The sequence below is a fragment of the Photobacterium sp. GB-50 genome, from assembly GCF_003026755.1.
Lineage (GTDB): Bacteria > Pseudomonadota > Gammaproteobacteria > Enterobacterales > Vibrionaceae > Photobacterium.
Map to the genome: position 1 here is coordinate 1 of NZ_PYNX01000012.1, position 19,363 is coordinate 19,363.

A 19,363-nucleotide genomic window follows, 5' to 3' on the forward strand; every position below is an offset into this window, starting at 1 on the left:
CGACCATAGCGTTATGGACCCACCTGATCCCATGCCGAACTCAGTAGTGAAACGTAATAGCGCCGATGGTAGTGTGGGGTCTCCCCATGTGAGAGTAGGACATCGCCAGGCTTCCAATTCGTTTTCATCTTTTTAAGAAAAAGATGAAAATAAAAAATAGATATCTATTTGAACTATAGATATCGCATGTGGTGTTATCGCTCTTAGCCATCCATGGCTTCACGATATTAAAACATCCATGTTCGTCGGAGCGGTAGTTCAGTTGGTTAGAATACCGGCCTGTCACGCCGGGGGTCGCGGGTTCGAGTCCCGTCCGCTCCGCCACTTTATTAGAGAAACCTGAATCGAAAGATTCAGGTTTTTTTTCGTCTGTAGAAAATGAACATTATAGGGTAGTGAGCTAGGTGCTTTATTGGGAAGCAACTAGCTGCCTGCTATTTCGAGTCCCGCCCGTTTTAATAATTATTAAAAAAGCGGAGTAAAAAAAATTTAGGCTGTGTATCAGTATTGGTGAGCTACCGTAAAATATTTTAAAAGTAGTTCATTTAGTTGCTCTTGATACTCATCATGAGTCTGTGAACCAATTAGTTGGGCTAATTCCTGTCCTATTGGTGATAAACGATAATAGGTGAACGATGTCCCTTTTTTGATGGGTGATAAACTGTAAGACTCTGTATGGTAGTTGAAATTGAGTTTATCAGTGTAACTTATTAAGTTTGTTTCTAGCTCTGTACTTAATAGCAGCCCAAGTTCAGTTAAAATTAAAATAGACGAATAAGGTAAATGGTATTGGTTATAATCAATATGTGTTTGGTGACTTCGATGAAAACTAAAGCTGCTTGTTCGCTGTTTGATACTTGTGAGAAGTTTTTTATTTTTATCGTTACCAATGCAACAGGTAAGAGTAAGGACTTTTTGAAATAGAGCGGCTTCTCGATGTGTCATTGATAAGAGTATTTTTAACGTGCGAAGAGAGACTGAGCCTGGTTGAATGATCTCTTGTTTTAGAATTTTTGCCCACAGTTTTTGCATGGATGGAGTATGAATTTGTTGAGCCATCTCTATAAATCTTACTAACCAATCAGGATCAGGATCTCTCGCTGTCTCATCATTACATTGGTTATAGGCTTGTTTTATGATCTGCTCTAAATTTGATTGTTCTTGTTGTCGTTTTTGTTGAAGACGAACCTGTAATCTTTGTTTTAAAGTCCTCTCTTGAGTATTGTTAATTTCCCCATCGATAGCATATTTTTCTGCGATGCTTTTTATTTTTTTTTTACTGTCGGTTAATGTTTTTAACACTCCAAGCGCTCGATTATTTTCTATTGGTTTATCTATACTCTCTACTTTATTAGTCATACTTCTTTCATTCTCTTAACCAATCGTTAACTCATTTTTGTTATCTTGATCTCATGATTAGCAACGAACATAATGAGATGTTATCTTTGTGTTAATTTTAAGTAACTAATAATTACGGAGCATCCCATGAAAAAATTGAATCGATATATTACTGATCTTATTTTAGTCATTGGTTATTCAACGATCGTGAGTTACTTGCTTTGGTTTTTTAGTAAATAGTATATCGACTAGAGCTATCGTTTCTTTATTACTTTGAAAAAACTTAGCCACCCAGAGAGAGGTGACTAAAGTCTCATTATAAATTTTTACTCACTAAACCGATTACTTTTTTAATCTCACTAGGTGTCAGTTTGCCTTCTTTGGCGAATATGACTTTACCAGTCTTATTTACAACAAATACGGCAGAGCTTTCCTTTTTTAGATCCCATGTTTTTTGAACAATCCCATTGCTGTCCAGCACTATTGATGACCATGGGTATTCACGTTTACTGTCTTCTGTTGCTGATTTTACAAAGCCCCCCGTACCCCACATCGCATCATTTTGGTTAATGATCGTTGTTGTTTGGTACTCATTTTCCGGAAATTTTGCGGCAGAAATAGCTGCAACAAGTGGCGCGTTAAGCTCTTTGGCTGCACTGCGTCCAGCTATTGCGAATACGATACGCATTTTGCCTGTTAGTTTTGTACTTCTCCATGATTTGTAACTAATCGCCTTATCTTTTAAAACAAGCTCACCTTTATTGGTAACTGTAACACCAGGTAATGAATCACCTAGCTTGATATTGGTAGCAAAGCTGATTGAAGGGGCTAAAGCTGCAAGTAAGATAAAGGTTGCTTTCAATTTCATGTGTTGCCTCTTTTTAGTCTGATTTGTGATTATGATAGTTAATCTTCTTTGATCTGGTAGTACCAGAAGTTAATATTTGGGCTCTAAGTCGATCATTATTGTTACAAATTTCGTATTTATTGGAATATGGCAGGCTGTTTGCATTAAGTTTTAATGTGATGAAACAAAGTGATCGATTTGCGGTCTATATCTGTAACCGTTGAGTGAGGAAAATATGCTTAGAATCTTTAAAATTTACCGACCAAACCAAGTGGCTCGTTATGTAAAAAGCTATTTTAGAGGTCGTATTTTTATTATGGGGGTAGGTGGCTTTGAATTTGATAGTGGACGACTATTACCACCTAAGTCTGGTGATTTAAAAGCATTAAATGTATTAACTGAGGTGAATAAAGAGATTCAGGTACTCTCAGGTATAGTTGTGTAATCACTAAAATCTAGCGTATTTCTCTCTAAATTGGAATACGAGTCAGATGTAAGTTTTACTTTGTTCCTGCTTTCGGCTAACAGAAAACTTGATCCTGCCATATGACAACACAAATATACTCCCTCCTATATAATGTATTCAGTTACAGAGCGGTATTAAATTATTTTTTCTCAAAAAAAGTTATTAATTGTTCTACAGTTGTTTTAGTTGCTGAAAGTAGTTTGAACCGTTTTCAGTACACTATTTATTTAGTGATAATTATTAATAATTCCAACAGGCTATAATACTGGCAATGAAGTTATAGTTAAGACTTAGAATACGTCTAATACTTCTATTAAAAAGATGGCATAAATTCGTGTTGAGGCACTGTTTATCTTAATTTCATTGACCTTAGGTTACTTTTTTTTAGATTCATTTTGTTAATATTTATAAATAGGTAGCTGAAAATGATTAAAAATTCTATTCGGTTCAATATTCATAAGTTTTCAGATGGCAAAGGTTGGAAGTTACTTATCGCTTTGCCACAATGGATTCGTAATTAATTCTAAATTTCGCAAAGAAGCACAATAGAATGAATAAAGTTTTTAAATGGCTGGGTGTGACATCATTTGCTTTGGTGCTATCGAGTCCAGTTATGGCCTCTTCATTGAAGATTAAAGGCTTAGATGGAAAAGTAGAAGATAATGTTGATGCTTATCTTTCTGCATTATCAAAGGATGATTATAGTGCGACATTACGCTTTAAAGATCAGGTATTAAATGAAATTAGCGACGCGCTGCAGGCATTGGGCTATTACCAGCCAAAGTTTGATTATCAAGTCTCGGGTAGCGGCGCTAAAACTAAAATAGTGGTTACCGTTGATAAAGGTCCACGAGCGCATATTAGTAAAAGTAATCTGATTATTACTGGTGATGCTAAAAATGATCCTGCTTTTATTTCATTAGTAAAAAGCAGTGGTTTAGGGATTGGTGAACCGCTTAATCAAGGTAAATATGAGGCTTTTAAAGCATCATTAAAGAGTTTAGCACTTCGACGTGGTTATTTTGATTATGAATTAACGAAAAGTACATTAGAGGTGGTACCTAGTCGTAACGAGGTCTTTATCGATATTAATTTTGACTCAGGTCGACGTTATACCTTTGGTGAAACGACTTTTCAGGGAAGCCAAATTGATGATAACCGCTTACGTTCTATGATCCCTTACACGGAAGATGAACCTTATCTAGCTTCAAAACTGGGAGAGTACAATGAACGTTTGTCTAACGTTGGTTGGTTTTCTTCCATTTTTGTTGGTGGGGATGTAAAAGAGCGTAAAGATGATGCGATCCCTATTCATGTTGTTGTTACGCCACAAATAAAAAATCAATTTGAAACCGGTATTGGCTTTTCGACTGATACCGGCCCTCGTTTGAAGTTCAATTGGAAAAAACCGTGGATCACGAGTAAAGGCCATAGCTTTAACTTGAAATCCGAAATATCGAAAGATGAGCCAAAAGTTGAAGCGGTTTATAAGATCCCACTCGCTGATGTGTTGAATGATTATTATCAAGTTGTCGGGGGCATACGTTATGTCGATACACACGATACGGTAAGTACACAATTTGGTATCGGGGTTGAACGTCATTGGCGTTTAGATTCGGGATGGAATCGTACTATTGCGCTTCGTTGGTTGACGGAGAAATATGAACAAGGTGGGATGGAAAAAGGTGTTTTCAATGTTTTGATGCCAGGATTGTCATACAGTAAAAGTAGTATGGTTGGAGGAATATTCCCGACCAGTGGGAGTAAATATAATTTTTCTGTTGATCTTGCTAATAAAAATGTTGGATCAAATACGACTTTTGCTCGAGTACAAGCAAAAAATGCTTGGATTCGTAGTTTTGGTGAAAATCAGCGTGGTATTTTCCGTTTAGATGGCGGTGCTATTATTAGTGATGGCATTCAAGATGTCCCACCTTCGTTACGTTATTTTATTGGTGGTGATAGTAGCCTTCGAGGCTATGGTTATCAGTCTATTTCTCCTCGTAATAGCCAAGGCAAAATGGAAGGCGGTCGTTATATGGCAACCTCTAGCATTGAATATCAACACCGTGTTTATGGTGATTGGTGGGGGGCTGTATTTTATGATTATGGTTCTGCTTGGAATACTACACCTGATTGGAAGCGTGGTGTCGGAGTCGGTGTTCGATGGGTTTCACCTGTAGGTCCTATTCGCCTTGATTTTGCTTGGGGCTTAGATAAGAACAAGAGCAATAATGATCGTTTCCTTAAACTGAGCAAAGATGAATTTCAGCTCCACTTTACTTTAGGTCCTGAATTATGATTTGGGTTAAGCGTATAGCACTTGGCGTATTAGCCTTATTATTATTATTAGTTATTGCTGTTGCTGCACTACTTTATACTCCTGCTGGTATTAAAGTTGCTGCATGGGGAGCGCAAAAAGCGCTTCCTGCCCTGTCGATTGGTGAATCGCAAGGCGCTTTGCTTGATGGTTTTGAATTTAAGAATGTCCGTTATAACGACGGTAATATAGATCTTGCTGTTAATAAGTTGAATTTAACATTAAATGATAGCTGTTTATTAACCCCTGAGATTTGTATTTCTGATCTAGGGGTGCAAGGTGTGAAGTTTTCAATGCCAAAACTTCCTCCTGCATCGGATAAGCCTGAACAACCTTCAAAGCCAGTCACTGAAATCTCAATGCCATTACCTATTCATATTGAGAAGGTAACGCTTGATGATATCGATTTAGATATCTTGGCGAATAAAGTGCGCTGGAAGCATTTCTCTACAGCAGCAGATTTACAAGGCAGTCATGTCACCTTAAAGCCAACGGATTGGGAAGGGATTTATTTATCATTAGCGCCATCTAAAACGGCTGATAAGAAGTCAGTTGCAGCGTCGAAATCAACGAAACAAGCGGAAGCAATAAAACTGCCTGATGTTGTGCTACCGATGTCGTTTGATATTGAGCGCTTTACGGTAAAAGACTTCGAGTTAGCTGGCGAAACGCCACAAAAGATCTCGTTATTAGAGCTGATTGCGAATGCTAAAGACAGCGATATCAAGATTGATAAGTTGCAGGTAAATGCGCCTCAAGCGTCTTTAACCGCGAAAGCTGATGTGACGTTAACGGGAGATTACCCACTTTCATTAGATGCGAATGCAAAGATATCGATGAAGCCTGTTGAAGGACATCAGTTGCATTTAAAAGCATCAGGATCATTAGCGAAATTGGTACTTGATGCGACGTTAAAAGGTAAATTAGATGCGTTGGTTAAGGGTAAATTATCGCCGCTAGATCCGAATCTTCCTTTTGATGTGGTGGTATCCAGTAAGCATTTACAGTGGCCGATTGATAAAAAAGCAGAATTTACTGTTGCCAATAGTGATATAAACGCCAAAGGTAGCTTAAAGGGGTTTACGTTTAATGCTAAAAGTAACGTAAATGGCACGCCTATGCCAAACGTGAAATTTAATTTGAAAGGTAAAGGTAACCTTGATTCGGTGAACTTATCTGCGCTGAATGTAGAGACCTTAGGTGGTTCTATTACCGGCAATGCAAAAGCAAGTTGGAAAGATCTTGTTAAATGGCAAGGCCAGCTCGCTTTTGCCAATATCCAGCCAGGTAAGCAATGGCCAGAAGCGGAAGGCAACGTAAGCGGTAAGTTAAATACATCGGGTGGTTTAACTGCAAAAGGTGGTTGGTTTATTAAATTGCCAGAACTTGCTGTTAATGGCTCCATCATGAAGCAGCCTCTTGATCTTCATGGTCAGCTTGATGCTTCTGATGTGACGGGTAAAGGTAAAGATCTTAAGTTTAAAACACAGGGCTTAACATTAAAGCATGGTCCTAATGGTTTAGTCGCGAAAGGTGAATTAGACAAGACGTGGAATGTTGTTGCTGATATTAAAGCGCCAGATTTATCTAAATCATTAGCGGACTTGCATGGTCGTGTTAATGGTGAGGTGAAGTTATCAGGTAAAATGGCTGAACCGGATGTAACACTTGATCTGGAAGGTGATGATCTTGGTTGGCAAAAAGTCGCAAGCCTTGCGTCTTTTAAATTGAAAGGTAGCGTAACGCCATTACCAGCATTAAAAGCTGATATTAGTTTAAATGCTAAAAAAGGGAAATTTGATAGTGTTACGTTAGATGATATGGATGTGTTGTTTAAAGGCACAGAGCAAGATCATCGTTTAACGGTAAAAGTAAAAGGGGAGCCCGTTGGCACTGAGTTACTTCTAACCGGTAAATTAGATCGTAAGACAGGCTGGCAAGGGATCTTGCAAAAAGGTGACTTTACGACTCCTGTTGGTGAGTGGGTATTAAACCATCCAACACCTATTCGTTATGATCTGAAAACTGCAATGGCAACTGTCGGTGCTCACTGTTGGCAACAAGGTAAAGCTGGAATTTGTCTAACTCAGGATCTGACTGCTGGTGCATCGGGTAATGCGCAGTTAGCAATAAAACGATTCAATTTTGATTTATTGAAATCATTTATTCCTGAGCAGATGAAGGTTAACGGCGAGCTTGGTGCGAACGTTGTCGCTAAATGGGCGCCAAAGAGTGCACCCTATGTGAAAGCCCAGATTTTGATGCCAAGCGGCAGTTTTACTCAACAAGTGGATACCGATGATACCCCATTAGCGTTAGGCTGGGATAAAGTTACCGTCAATGCTGAGATGGAAAATGATGTTCTAAATGCTAATTGGTTAGTGGCGGTTAAAAATAATGGTGATTTATCCGGTAATGCTAAAATCACTGATCTACAAGGTGATAAGCGCATTAATGCTAATGTGAAATTAGATCGTTTTACACTTGCATTCTTAGAGCCTGTTATTAAAGACTACCATCAGTTTGGTGGTCAAGTTGATACTAACTTGCAAATAACCGGCCCAATCATGCACCCCGCAGTGAATGGTTTATTACAAGTCACGAAGCTAGAAGCAAGAGGGCGTAAAGTACCATTAGATGTTCAGAACGCTGATATCAAATTAGCCTTTAAGGGGTATAACGCAACGTTAATGGGGAATATTTATACTCCTGATGGGCAATTGCTGTTACGTGGTACTGGTGACTGGCAAGATATGGCTGCGTGGAAAACAGAATTAAATATTAATGGTAAAGAGTTACAAGTGAGTATGCCGCCAATGGTTTCCCTTAAGGTCTCTCCAGATCTCACCATTAAAGCAACACCTAAATCTGCAGATATTAGCGGAAAGGTGGGGATTCCATGGGGACGTATTACGGTTAATCAATTACCAAAATCTGCGATCGCGGTTTCTAAAGATCAGGTCATTTTAAAAGATAACCTAGAACCAGTTGAACCGAAAAAATCTGTGCCGTTTGATATTACAACCAATATTATGGTGCATGTTGGTGATGACGTGAAGTTATCAGCGTTTGGTTTAAAAGCTGGTTTATTCGGTGATTTGAATGTTCGCCAAGATGGTAAAGGACCAATGATTTACGGTGAAGTGAATATTGCCAAAGGGTCGTTTTATCGAGCTCTGGGACAGGAATTACTTATCCGTAAAGGGCAGATATTATTTAACGGTCCTGCAGATCAACCATTCCTGTCGATAGAAGCGATTCGTGATCCTGATAATATCGAAGATGATGTTATTGCTGGTGTGAAGGTGACAGGCTCTGCAGATAAACCGGAAGTAACGATTTTCTCTGATCCGGCTATGCCACAACAAAATGCTTTATCGTATATTTTAACTGGCCGTAATCTTGATAGTGAGGATGATGGTGGTTCGGGTAATGCGATGACGACGGCATTGATAGGTATGGGACTGGCGCAAAGTGGTCAACTTGTTGGTGATGTTGGTGAAGCCGTTGGGATCAAAGATCTTAGTTTATCTACCGCTGGGGCTGGCGACGACTCACAAGTCACTGTTAGTGGTTATATTGCACCAGGACTACAGGTGAAATATGGCGTAGGCTTATTTAATGATGTAGATGAGTTTACAGTACGTTATCGCTTGATGAAGAATTTATATATCGAAGCAGTGAATGGTCTCGATCAGGCTGTGGACTTGCTTTACCAATTTGAATTTAATTAATCATTAGTGATGCCATCTAATAAAAAACCCAATGCTTGCATTGGGTTTTTTTATGTTTGTAGCATGCGTTTAGTCCTTTGGTTTAGTTCGGAGGAGTTGTTGGTAACTTATGCCGTTAAATGTGTTTTTATAGCCAAGAGAATATAACTCAGCTTCTGCTATTTCAGCACGTCGGCCTGAGCGGCAGTAGAGTAATATCGGTTTGGACTTGTCTGTCAAATATTCTGAAATTGTAGCGATCTGTTCAAAAGGAATGTTAACAGCGTTAGGAATATGTCCAGCGGCAAATTCATCGGCTGTTCTTACATCAACAATGATAGGGTTATGTGCTTGCTCTAGTTGCCAAAATTCATCTGGGGTGACATTTTTAGCAAATGAAATAGCGGTAAAAAAAGTTAAAAATACCGCGAGTAAACCACGTTTATTTTTCATTATATTTTACCGCTATTAATAAGTGTTATTAGCTAATTACTTTTTTTGAGCACGTTCAAAGGAAGTCAGAATTTCAGCTTTTGCTGCTTCTGCATTATCCCAGCCTTCTACTTTTACCCACTTGTTTGGCTCAAGCTCTTTGTAGCGCTCGAAGAAGTGAGTGATTTGTGCTTTAAGTAATTCAGGCAGATCATTCACATCTTGAATATGATCATATTCTTTACTTAGTTTGCTGTGAGGCACGGCAACGATTTTTGCATCTTCACCTGATTCATCTGTCATCTTCAACACGCCAACAGGACGACAACGGATCACTGCGCCCGGAACGAGTGGATGTGGCGTTGGTACGAGTACATCGACCGGATCACCATCAAGCGATAGCGTGTGGTTAACGTAACCATAGTTACACGGATAAAACATCGGGCTAGACATAAAACGGTCAACAAAAATAGCACCACTGTCTTTGTCTACTTCATATTTAATCGGATCTGCATTTGCAGGGATTTCAATAACAACGTAAATATCTTCTGGGATATCCTTGCCAGCAGGGACCTGATTAAGGCTCATGACTAATTCCTTCTAAGGTTAATGAAATGTGTTGTTTGTTAAAATTATAATGAATGTAAACAAAAACAAAAGCAAATCATCATCGTTGATGTGTCGCGCCTTTAAATGCGCGACATGTATCGAGTTAACAGTTAGTTTTCTGGATATTCACGTAACAAACTTTCGACCTTTTCGACCATATTGGTTGAGCCAACAAAAAAGGGTACGCGCTGATGTAGTTCGGTTGGTGGAATATCTAAGATCCGCTGAAAACCATTCGTTGCTTTACCGCCAGCCTGCTCGACAATAAATGCCATGGGATTACATTCGTAAAGTAAACGTAACTTACCATTAGGGTAACTGGCGGTACTTGGGTAGAGATAAATCCCACCTTTTAATAAATTACGATGAAAGTCAGCAACTAACGAGCCTATGTAGCGTGATGTGTAAGGTCGTTTTTCTTCTGGCACAGCTTCTTGGCAATATTTAATGTACTGTTTTACACCGGTAGGAAAACGAATGTAATTACCTTCGTTAATCGAGTAAATGACGCCATCTTGTGGAATGGTCATATTTTCATGAGAGAGGCAAAAACTCCCTAATGAGGGATCATAGGTAAAACCATGAACACCATTGCCCGTGGTATAAACGAGCATAGTGGATGAGCCATAAATGACATACCCAGCAGCAACTTGTTGGTTGCCGGTTTGCAGAAAGTCTTCTTTTGTTGGAGGAGAGCCGACAGGGGAAACTCGGCGATAAATGGAAAATATCGTTCCCACAGAGACGTTAACATCAATATTAGATGAACCATCGAGAGGGTCCATTAAAACAACGTATTTTGCATTTAAATTTAATGGCTTATCAAATCCAACAGCTTCATCTTCTTCTTCACTCGCAATACCACAGACTTGATCCCTTGCTTCAAGAGCGGCTTTAAATTTATCGTTGGCATAGACATCAAGCTTTTGTTGCTCTTCGCCTTGGATGTTGTTCTCGCCGACCGTACCTGTAATATCGACCAATCCTGCTTTGTTAATTTCTCGGTTGACGATTTTAGCTGCGAGTTTAATTGACCCTAATAGGGATGAAAGCTCGCCACTTGCATGAGGAAAGTCACTCTGTTTCTCGACAATGAATTCACCAAGCGTTCTAATATCAGTCATAAACATTCCTTTCATCATGTTGTCATATAATCGGGTGAAGAGAGTAGAATATAGCACTTGATAAACTCACCTGCGGGTGAGTGGAAGTGCTAAATCGTATTTTTTGTTATATAAGAAATTGTATATAAAGATCTTTTTTATGGTAACGAAGTAACGCGAAAGCGTGAAACTAACCGAATTAATCACGGAGCCAGCAGCAATGCATATTCATATTTTAGGTATTTGCGGTACATTCATGGGCGGTGCTGCAATGCTTGCAAGGCAGTTAGGCCATAAAGTCACTGGCTCTGACGCCAATGTGTATCCACCGATGAGTACCATGTTAGAAGCCCAAGGTATTGAAATTATCCAAGGGTATGATCCGAAACAACTTGATCCTGCTCCTGATCTCGTGGTGATTGGTAATGCAATGAGTCGTGGTAACCCTTGTGTTGAGTATGTCCTTAACAGCAATCTACGTTACACCTCAGGCCCACAATGGTTACAAGAGTATTTATTACATGATCGTTGGGTAATGGCGGTATCGGGCACACACGGTAAAACAACAACAGCAAGCATGTTGGCGTGGATTTTGGAAGATTGTGGTTATCAACCGGGGTTTTTAGTCGGTGGTGTGCTGGGAAACTTCGGTATTTCAGCGCGTTTAGGGGAAAGCATGTTCTTCGTGGTTGAAGCGGATGAATATGACAGTGCTTTTTTTGATAAGCGTTCGAAGTTCGTACATTACCACCCTAGAACCTTGATCATGAATAATTTGGAATTTGATCATGCTGATATTTTCGATGATCTTAAAGCTATTCAACGTCAGTTCCATCATCTCGTACGTACAGTGCCTGGTAATGGTCGTATTTTAGCGCCAAAAGGTGTGAAAAATATTGATGAAACGCTAGAGATGGGCTGCTGGAGTGAATTGGAATATATTGGTGGTGATGGACACTGGCGCGCTGAAAAGCACCATGCCGATGGCAGTGTATTTGATGTGTATTTAGATAGCGATATGGTGGGTACCGTACATTGGCCTTTAGTGGGTGATCACAACGTTAATAATGCCTTAATGGCTATCGCTGCGGCACGTCATGTTGGAGTTACGCCAGATCTTGCATGTGAAGCCTTAGCTAAATTTATTAATACTAAGCGTCGTCTTGAGCTTAAAGGCGAAGTTAACGGTGTAACGGTTTATGATGATTTTGCTCATCACCCAACCGCTATCGAGTTAACCTTAGGTGGGTTACGTGCAAAGGTGAACCAATCGCGTATTTTAGCCGTATTAGAACCTCGCTCTAACACCATGAAGTTAGGGGTACATAAAGATGATCTTGCTCCTTCTTTACATGCTGCAGATGAAGTTTTTTTCTTCCAACCGCCAAATATTCCATGGTCAGTAGAAGAGATTGCTGAGCAATGTTCACAGCCTGCTTATTGCAGCGCAGATTTAGATGATTTGGTCAATAACATTACAAACAAAGCACAACCGGGCGATACTATTTTAGTGATGAGTAACGGTGGTTTTGGTGGTATTCATGATAAGTTATTGGCAGCACTAGCTAAATAATAGGAAAACGTAATGACAGATAAACGTATAACGCTAGCATGGACAGGCGCATCGGGTGCACCTTACGGACTACGTTTATTAGAATGTTTATTAGCGGCTGATTATCAGGTGTATTTATTGATTTCATCTGCGGCACGTGTGGTTTTAGCAACAGAGCATGGTTTGAAACTATCAGCATCGCCTGATAAAGCACGAGAACAATTAGCGGTTCATTTAAATGGTAATGCTGATAAATTAACTGTTTGTGGCAAAGATGATTGGTTTTCTCCTGTTGCGTCTGGCTCTGCTGCACCGAAACAAATGGTTGTTTGCCCATGCTCGGCTGGATCCTTGGCTTCCATTGCTTATGGCATGTCAGAAAATTTGATTGAGCGTGCTGCTGATGTAGTGATTAAAGAACGTGGTCAATTGGTGCTGGTGGTACGTGAAACACCATTTTCGACCATTCATTTAGAAAATATGCTTAAGCTTTCTCAGCTTGGGGCTACTATCATGCCTGCCGCTCCTGGCTTTTATCATCAACCACAATCGATTGATGATTTAATTGATTTTATGGTCGCAAGGATCTTGGATCATTTAGGCGTTAAGCAAGGTTTAGTCCCGCGATGGGGATATGATCAACGCGCATAATGTTAAATATTTAAGCCCGTAATTAATCTTACGGGCTTTTTTAATCTTGTTCGTTAGAGGGAAAAAATCCAGCTTCTTGATAATAACGTACAGCACCTGGATGGAAAGGAACCGATAATCCGTTTTGGAGCATGTCAGCTTTAGTTAAATTGGCAAAGGCAGGATGAAGTCGTTTAAAGGTATCAAAATTGTTAAAGATAGATTTTGTTAGCGCATAAACGGTTTCTTCAGAGACATCTGTACTTGAAATTAATGTTGCTGACACGCCAAAACTTTCAGTATCCCCTTTAATTCCCTTATAAAAACCTTTAGGAGTCATTGATTTGGTATAAAAAGGATGATCAGCAATGATCTTTTCGATATTTGCCCCAGTGGTTGGAATTAATTTCGCATTACAATAGACTGCGGCTTCTTTTATTGCCCCGTTTGGATGGCCAACAAGATTGATATACGCATCAATTTTGTTATTACATAGTGCTTCTGAGCGTTCCTCGGCTGGGATCGAGATAAGCTTAAAATCAGAATATGTCCAACCAAGGCTATCCATAACAATTTCCATGGTTGCTCGATCGCCTGATCCTGCCTCACCAATATTGATCCGCTTTCCTTTAAGATCATCAAGATTATTTATTCCTGAATCTTTACGAACAATAATATTAAAAGGCTCATCATGTAGTGAAAAGATAGCCCTCATCTTGCTATAAGGACCTTGGTCTTTAAACTGGTTCGTACCGTTATAGCCATGAAATTGCCAATCAGATTGAACAACACTAAATTCAAATTGTTTATCTTTGAGTTTATTGATGTTGTAGATAGAGCCGGTGGTTGATTCAACCAAACAACGCAGATTATGTTGCAGTCGTCCTTGATTCACTAATTTACAAATCGCACCGCCTGCAGGGTAATAAACACCATTGATAGGTCCTGTGCCAATTGTGATAAAACGTTGAGCGTGTGCTGTCGATACGATGAAATAACAACTTAAACTAAATAGCCCAAGCATCATTCTTTTCTTTAATGTCATGAATGAATCCTTTCTAATCATGATGGTCAATGGATACGAATGAGAGCGTATTAAAGAATATTTTTGCTATTTATCATAACAAATGACAGTAGTCTGAGGTTTTTTTGTCTGTGCTTCACCACTCAAATTAAGTAATAAGCAAGATGAAAAGAGATAAGCTTGAAATAAAGAACAAGAGTCAGAGATAGGGAATAAAAGTAGGCAAAGAGCCGGGTCTATTTGTTATGTCACTCAATGATGAAAATAAATAGACCCAAGGTATTACTTACTGTAATCAAATAGTTCACAAACAGAATCGTAAAGCTCTTCTGCTGTTACGCTACTCGTTGGTGTAATAAAGATCGTATCATCACCCGCAACTACGCCAAGGATGCCTTCGGCTTTACCTAAAGAATCTAATAAGCGAGCAATCACTTGTGCAGCGCCTGGACCTGTGTGAATAACAACAAGTGCGCTGTTATAACCAACATCCATGACAAGATCTTTTAATGGGCTGCTTGTTGTGGGTACGCCGAGTTCAACAGGTAAGCAATACACCATTTCCATTTTTGCATTGCGTGTTCGTACTGCACCGAATTTCGTCAGCATACGAGAAACTTTAGACTGGTTGATATTATCGAAACCTTGCGCTTTCAATGTATCAACAATCTCACCTTGAGAACTGAATTTTTCTTCTTTTAGAATGAGTTTAAACGCTTTTACTAAGCGCTCTTGTTTATCTGAATTTCGCATAAATAAATATTATCTACAGAGATGAGGTGGGGTATTTTTGCATAACCTATCACTAAGTAGCAAACAAACTGCATGAAATCTGATTTTTGTATTATCAGGTGTTAATGTTCAGCATAAGGTAAGAAATAATCTTTGTCGTTGTTTTTATTAGATAACATTTGTTTAAAACTGCTTAAATTCTCACTTTTTTGCATGAAAGTTGTTTTTGTTGTGACAAGATCGGATGAAAAAAAAGGGTTTCTGCGCAACTTCGCAAAGCGCGCGGCCGAAGATTGTATTTGTTATCGGCTTGCTATAACGTCCTTCTATTATGCTTATCTTATGCAATGAAAATTGGCTTAAGTAAGATGTATTAATAAAAAAAGATACTTCTATCGTAAAGGAGAACGAACATGAAAGTTGCTGTAATTGGCGCTGCTGGTGGAATCGGTCAAGCTCTTGCTCTGCTATTAAAAAACCATCTTCCAGCAGGTTCAGATCTTGCTCTATATGACATTGCACCAGTAACGCCTGGTGTTGCAGCCGATCTTAGCCATATCCCGACCCCTGTAACCATTAAAGGTTATGCAGGTGAAGATCCTACTCCAGCATTAGAAGGCGCTGACGTTGTCCTTATTTCTGCAGGTGTAGCGCGTAAACCGGGTATGGATCGTGCTGATCTTTTCAATGTAAATGCCGGTATTGTTAAATCTCTAGCAGAAAAAATTGCTGTAGTATGTCCTGATGCTTGTATTGGTATTATTACTAACCCTGTAAATACAACAGTGCCTATCGCAGCTGATGTACTTAAAAAAGCAGGTGTGTATAACAAGCGTAAGCTGTTCGGTATTACAACACTTGATGTTATCCGCTCTGAGACGTTTGTTGCTGAATTAAAAGATAAGTCGCCTTGTGATATTAGTGTTCCAGTAATTGGTGGTCACTCAGGTGTAACTATTTTACCGTTGCTATCACAAGTTGAAGGTGTTGAGTTTACTGACGAAGAAGTAAAAGCATTAACACCACGTATTCAAAATGCAGGTACTGAAGTTGTTGAAGCAAAGGCGGGTGGCGGCTCAGCAACCTTGTCTATGGGCCAAGCGGCATGTCGTTTTGGTTTAGCGCTAGTACGTGCATTACAAGGTGAGCAAGGTGTTGTTGAATGTGCTTACGTTGAAGGTGATGGGCAGCATGCACGTTTCTTCGCACAACCTGTATTGTTGGGTAAAGATGGTATTGAAGAAGTAATGGATTACGGTTCATTAAGTGACTTTGAGCAATCCGCGATGGACAGCATGCTAGATACGCTTAAAGGTGATATTGCTCTAGGCGAAGAGTTCGCTGCAAAGTAACCCGTTTAAATAGTAGAGTAAGAAAAAGCGGCGATTAAGCCGCTTTTTTATTGCCTGTGAGAAGTCTTTTCTAATAATAACGATCACAGCCTGTGTGCAATTGCGGTTGATCAGTGATCTCGTTGCATTCAATGGAACGCAGTTGATGATCGTTCTTATGCTCAATGATTACGGCGTTATTTTGTTGATCAATGCCGATCACTTTCCCCACGCCATGTAATGATTCTACCCACATACCAATCTTTAATTGGGTTATTTCCATTATTCACTCCCACTTACCAGCAAAAGAAATAAACTAATACCAATTATAGATCATAGTGATCATCTGATTTTTAGAGATAAAAAAACCTGCCACATTGGCAGGCTCTATGATGCTAAATTGAAGACTTATTTATTACGCTGTACAGCCATGTGTGCTAGTGCAACTAAGGCTTCTTTGTACTTAGAGTCTGCAATAGGTGCTAAAGCCGCAATGGCTTTCTCTGCTTCTTCTTCTGCACGTTGTTGGGTGTACTCAAGTGAACCATGTTCGTGCATAGCAGCTAAAATAGCATCAAGCTTTTCCATCCCATTTGCTTTTTCAATAGCTTCGCGAATCATGCTTGATTGCTCGGTATTACCATGGTGCATAGCATGGAGCAGTGGTAAAGTTGGCTTACCTTCTGCTAAATCGTCACCGACGTTTTTCCCCATTTCTTTACCATCAGCAATGTAATCTAATACATCGTCGATAAGTTGGAATGCCGTGCCTAAATAACGACCGTATTCTTGAAGTGCTGACTCAATTTCAGCTGGTGCTTGGGCAATAATGGCTGCGATTTGAGTTGAAGCTTCAAACAAGCGTGCTGTTTTTGAATAGATCACTTGCATGTAGCTATCTTCGGTGGTGTTAGGATCATTACAATTCATTAATTGTAGAACTTCACCTTCAGCGATCACATTGGTTGCTTCACTCATGATGTCGAGGATCTTTAATGATCGTAGGCTAGTCATCATTTGAAATGAACGTGTGTAAATGTAGTCACCGACTAAAACACTGGCTGCATTACCAAACGCTGCGTTGGCTGTTTCTTTACCACGACGCATGTTTGATTCATCGACAACATCATCGTGTAATAATGTTGCTGTATGAATAAATTCAATAAAAGCAGCAGCTGTAGTGTGTTGATCACCGTCATAGCCCAAAGCTCGCGCTGCCAAAACAGCCAGCATTGGGCGTAGACGTTTGCCACCACTACTGACAATGTAGAAGCCTAGTTGATTGATAAGCACAACCTCTGAGTTAAGTTGTGCTTGTATCTTCGCGTCGACCTCGGCCATATCGTTGGCGGTGAGCGCTTGGATAGCTTTGAAATCCATTAATACATCCAGCAAGATTGTTGGCCACGTAGGGCGGTAAAGTGATTCGAATGGTTTATCGAATCTTACACTAAAATAGCACTATCGTCATAACCCCAACGTGCGCTATTTCAAAGACTTTTTTTGTTGAGCAGCTTTTCATCAATTTTCTTTCTATAATGGCTTGCCAGAATAACTCTTTTCGCGTAACATTCGCGCCCTATTGATGACAAGATTAAGCGCATACCCATTGCCTTTTTTATGTGGCAAATGGCCTATGCGGACAAGCGGAGTAAGACATGTACGCTGTTTTCCAAAGTGGTGGTAAACAACACCGTGTAAGCGAAGGCCAAACCTTACGCTTAGAAAAACTAGACGCTGAAACTGGCGCTAGCATTGAATTTGACTCAGTACTTTTAGTAGCTAATGGCGAAGAAGTATCTGTAGGCGCACCTTTTGTGGCTGGCGGTAAAGTAACTGCTGAAGTTGTTACTCACGGTCGTGGCGATAAAGTTAAAATCGTTAAGTTCCGTCGTCGTAAGCACTCTCGTAAGCAAATGGGCCACCGTCAGTGGTTCACTGAAGTCAAAATTACTGGCATCAGCGCTTAATAATAGGAGAATTTAAAGATGGCACACAAAAAAGCTGGCGGTTCTACTAACAACGGTCGCGATTCAGAAAGCAAACGCCTAGGTGTTAAGCGTTTTGGTGGCGAATCAGTTCTAGCAGGTAACATCATCGTTCGTCAACGTGGTACTAAGTTCCACGCTGGTAACAATGTTGGCCTAGGTAAAGACCACACTCTATTCGCTCTATCTGATGGTAAAGTGAAGTTCGAAGTTAAAGGTCCTAAGAACCGTAAATTCGTATCTATCGAAGCTGAATAATATTCAACTTTGACACGAAGATTAAAGCCCTGCCTATTGGCGGGGCTTTTTATATCTGGAGGGTTTATGCGAGATCGTGGCCCAATGATCGGTTTTTTTCTTGCATTAACAACGGCTGTCTTTTGGGGCGCGTTACCAATAGCAATGAAGCAAGCTGTTGAAGTGATGGACCCTTTCACTATTGTTTGGTATCGCTTTATTACGGCATCTGTCGGTTTAGGTTTATTATTAAGCTGGAAAAAGCAGTTACCAACAATTTCAAATTTAGGCCGAGCTGGTGGGCTAGTGTTACTGATTGCAAGTATTGGTCTTGCGGGTAACTTTGTCCTGTTCAATAGCTCGCTAAAATATCTTAATCCACCTGTGGTACAGGTAATCATTCAATTAGCTCCAGTGGGCTTATTGGTGACCAGTGCATGGGTATTTAAAGAAAAGCTTGCTAAGCACCAGATTATTGGTGTGATTTGTTTATTGGCTGGCTTACTACTGTTTTTTAATGAACGCTTAATTGAGTTATTTACCAGTTTTTCTGGTTATACTTTAGGTGTGAGTTTAGCTGTGGCGGCTGCTATTGTGTGGGTAATATATGGCCTTGCGCAGAAGTGGTTATTAAAGCAATTTACATCAGCGCAAATTTTGCTGATGATCTATGTGATCTGTGCTTTGATCCTTACGCCAGTAGCGCAACCAGAACAAATCTATGCAATGGATAATCGTCAACTTGCGATGTTGGCATTCTGTTGTATTAATACGCTTGTTGGCTATGGTGCTTTCGCTGAAGCGATGTCACGCTGGCAAGCCTCACAAGTGAGTGCAGTGATCACACTGACTCCTTTGTTTACGATATTATTTGTCGATCTTGCGAGCCTTGCTCTACCACAATACGTTGCGCCAGTAACGTTGAACATCTGGGGTTACCTTGGTGCGATGGTGGTGGTAAGTGGTGCGATATGCTGTGCTATAGGCCATAAATTTATTCGCCAGCACAAATAATCTAGGTCGATGACAATAATTACTACG

The 19,363-nt window shown here is 39.9% G+C and carries 18 protein-coding genes, 1 tRNA gene and 1 rRNA gene; 11 read left to right on the forward strand and 9 right to left on the reverse strand.

The window, feature by feature from the left end; all coding sequences use genetic code 11:
- Positions 1 to 111, forward strand: a 5S ribosomal RNA gene (gene rrf, locus C9J41_RS14635); the annotation flags it as partial.
- Positions 112 to 247: 136 nt separating this feature from the next.
- Positions 248 to 324 (forward strand) — tRNA-Asp (locus C9J41_RS14640).
- 177 nt (positions 325 to 501) lie between these two features.
- Here C9J41_RS14640 and C9J41_RS14645 read toward each other — a convergent pair.
- The gene (locus C9J41_RS14645) at positions 502 to 1,359 is read right to left on the reverse strand and encodes a TIGR03899 family protein (RefSeq protein WP_107260850.1); all 858 of its coding nucleotides are present in this window, start codon (positions 1,357 to 1,359) and stop codon (positions 502 to 504) included.
- 295 nt (positions 1,360 to 1,654) lie between these two features.
- Entirely contained in the window at positions 1,655 to 2,206 is a 552-nt protein-coding gene (locus C9J41_RS14650) for a YtfJ family protein (protein ID WP_107260852.1), read from the reverse strand.
- A 214-nt stretch (positions 2,207 to 2,420) separates the two neighbouring features.
- Between C9J41_RS14650 and C9J41_RS14655 the strand changes: the two genes are divergently transcribed.
- The 3 genes from C9J41_RS14655 to C9J41_RS14665 all read left to right on the forward strand — a co-directional run bounded on the left by C9J41_RS14655 (position 2,421) and on the right by C9J41_RS14665 (position 8,705).
- The gene (locus C9J41_RS14655; RefSeq protein ID WP_107207617.1) at positions 2,421 to 2,630 is read left to right on the forward strand and encodes a DUF1107 domain-containing protein; all 210 of its coding nucleotides are present in this window, start codon (positions 2,421 to 2,423) and stop codon (positions 2,628 to 2,630) included.
- A 571-nt stretch (positions 2,631 to 3,201) separates the two neighbouring features.
- Positions 3,202 to 4,953 (forward strand): autotransporter assembly complex family protein, encoded by a 1,752-nt coding sequence (locus C9J41_RS14660; protein ID WP_107260854.1) that lies wholly within the window; start codon positions 3,202 to 3,204, stop codon positions 4,951 to 4,953.
- The gene (locus C9J41_RS14665) at positions 4,950 to 8,705 is read left to right on the forward strand and encodes a translocation/assembly module TamB domain-containing protein (RefSeq protein ID WP_107294724.1); all 3,756 of its coding nucleotides are present in this window, start codon (positions 4,950 to 4,952) and stop codon (positions 8,703 to 8,705) included. Before C9J41_RS14660 ends, C9J41_RS14665 begins: the two co-directional genes overlap by 4 nt.
- A 69-nt stretch (positions 8,706 to 8,774) precedes the next feature.
- On the opposite strand, the gene C9J41_RS14670 is transcribed toward C9J41_RS14665, so the two are convergent.
- From C9J41_RS14670 to fbp, 3 genes are all read right to left on the reverse strand, one after another.
- Entirely contained in the window at positions 8,775 to 9,137 is a 363-nt protein-coding gene (locus C9J41_RS14670; RefSeq protein WP_107247494.1) for a rhodanese-like domain-containing protein, read from the reverse strand.
- A 36-nt stretch (positions 9,138 to 9,173) separates the two neighbouring features.
- The gene (gene ppa / locus C9J41_RS14675; RefSeq protein ID WP_105059407.1) at positions 9,174 to 9,704 is read right to left on the reverse strand and encodes an inorganic diphosphatase; all 531 of its coding nucleotides are present in this window, start codon (positions 9,702 to 9,704) and stop codon (positions 9,174 to 9,176) included.
- A 131-nt stretch (positions 9,705 to 9,835) separates the two neighbouring features.
- Positions 9,836 to 10,849, reverse strand: a complete 1,014-nt coding sequence (gene fbp, locus C9J41_RS14680) for a class 1 fructose-bisphosphatase (protein ID WP_107247493.1) — start codon at positions 10,847 to 10,849, stop codon at positions 9,836 to 9,838.
- A 199-nt stretch (positions 10,850 to 11,048) separates the two neighbouring features.
- On the opposite strand from fbp, the gene mpl reads away from it, so the two are divergent.
- Together mpl and C9J41_RS14690 are read left to right on the forward strand one after the other, a co-directional pair.
- The gene (gene mpl / locus C9J41_RS14685) at positions 11,049 to 12,401 is read left to right on the forward strand and encodes a UDP-N-acetylmuramate:L-alanyl-gamma-D-glutamyl-meso-diaminopimelate ligase (RefSeq protein ID WP_105061285.1); all 1,353 of its coding nucleotides are present in this window, start codon (positions 11,049 to 11,051) and stop codon (positions 12,399 to 12,401) included.
- Positions 12,402 to 12,413: 12 nt separating this feature from the next.
- Positions 12,414 to 13,031 (forward strand): flavin prenyltransferase UbiX, encoded by a 618-nt coding sequence (locus C9J41_RS14690; protein WP_107207622.1) that lies wholly within the window; start codon positions 12,414 to 12,416, stop codon positions 13,029 to 13,031.
- A gap of 40 nt (positions 13,032 to 13,071) precedes the next feature.
- Here the strand turns inward: C9J41_RS14690 and C9J41_RS14695 are convergent, their stop codons facing one another.
- Together C9J41_RS14695 and argR are read right to left on the reverse strand one after the other, a co-directional pair.
- A complete protein-coding gene (locus C9J41_RS14695) occupies positions 13,072 to 14,055 on the reverse strand; it encodes a TAXI family TRAP transporter solute-binding subunit (RefSeq protein WP_107247492.1) in 984 nt (327 codons plus the stop codon).
- A 261-nt stretch (positions 14,056 to 14,316) separates the two neighbouring features.
- Complete coding sequence (gene argR, locus C9J41_RS14700; RefSeq protein ID WP_045083547.1) at positions 14,317 to 14,787, reverse strand: transcriptional regulator ArgR; 471 nt, start codon at positions 14,785 to 14,787, stop codon at positions 14,317 to 14,319.
- Between the two features lie 392 nt (positions 14,788 to 15,179).
- On the opposite strand from argR, the gene mdh reads away from it, so the two are divergent.
- Positions 15,180 to 16,118, forward strand: a complete 939-nt coding sequence (gene mdh, locus C9J41_RS14705) for a malate dehydrogenase (RefSeq protein WP_107207624.1) — start codon at positions 15,180 to 15,182, stop codon at positions 16,116 to 16,118.
- Positions 16,119 to 16,188: 70 nt separating this feature from the next.
- Here mdh and C9J41_RS14710 read toward each other — a convergent pair whose 3' ends face one another.
- On the reverse strand, positions 16,189 to 16,380 hold the full coding sequence (locus tag C9J41_RS14710) for a hypothetical protein (protein ID WP_107207625.1): 192 nt from the start codon (positions 16,378 to 16,380) through the stop codon (positions 16,189 to 16,191).
- Positions 16,381 to 16,505: 125 nt separating this feature from the next.
- The gene (gene ispB, locus C9J41_RS14715; RefSeq protein WP_107207626.1) at positions 16,506 to 17,477 is read right to left on the reverse strand and encodes an octaprenyl diphosphate synthase; all 972 of its coding nucleotides are present in this window, start codon (positions 17,475 to 17,477) and stop codon (positions 16,506 to 16,508) included.
- Positions 17,478 to 17,755: 278 nt separating this feature from the next.
- On the opposite strand from ispB, the gene rplU reads away from it, so the two are divergent.
- The 3 genes from rplU (at position 17,756) to C9J41_RS14730 (ending at position 19,336) form a co-directional block, all read left to right on the forward strand.
- Complete coding sequence (gene rplU, locus C9J41_RS14720; protein ID WP_005369904.1) at positions 17,756 to 18,067, forward strand: 50S ribosomal protein L21; 312 nt, start codon at positions 17,756 to 17,758, stop codon at positions 18,065 to 18,067.
- An 18-nt stretch (positions 18,068 to 18,085) separates the two neighbouring features.
- The gene (gene rpmA / locus C9J41_RS14725) at positions 18,086 to 18,343 is read left to right on the forward strand and encodes a 50S ribosomal protein L27 (protein WP_005369901.1); all 258 of its coding nucleotides are present in this window, start codon (positions 18,086 to 18,088) and stop codon (positions 18,341 to 18,343) included.
- 66 nt (positions 18,344 to 18,409) lie between these two features.
- Entirely contained in the window at positions 18,410 to 19,336 is a 927-nt protein-coding gene (locus tag C9J41_RS14730; RefSeq protein ID WP_005369900.1) for a DMT family transporter, read from the forward strand.
- The last annotated feature ends 27 nt before the right edge of the window (positions 19,337 to 19,363 follow it).